General features: G+C 50.5%; 1 protein-coding gene. It reads right to left on the bottom strand.

Features of this window, described 5'->3' with window-relative positions; genetic code table 11:
* Positions 1–299: IS3 family transposase (locus AC3E6W_RS08730; protein ID WP_490652881.1), on the bottom strand; the 299-nt coding region annotated here is incomplete at both ends.

Raw genomic sequence — 299 nt, 5'->3', positions numbered from 1 at the left:
TGCGTGATATAGGCATCAAGGTCGGCTTTGAAGCTCTCGAAGGTCTGCCAGTCCTGGCCGCGAAAGAACTCGTCCTTAATGTGTCCAAAGACCTGCTCGGTGGCACCATTATCAATGCAGTTACCTTTACGTGACATACTCTGGATGAAACCATTATCAGCAAGCGTTCTGACGTAGAACTCGTGCTGATACTGCCACCCCATATCCGAGTGCAAGACCGGTTCAACCCCTGCAGGTTTAGCATCCATGAGTACCTGAAGCATCTCTTGCTGCTGGGCAAGATTAGGGCACATCGAGAT

Source organism: Rothia sp. SCPM-O-B-18226 (M350), assembly GCF_058213595.1.
Note: the sequence above shows the minus strand (reverse complement) of the source record. Positions and strands in the feature narration are given on the sequence as shown.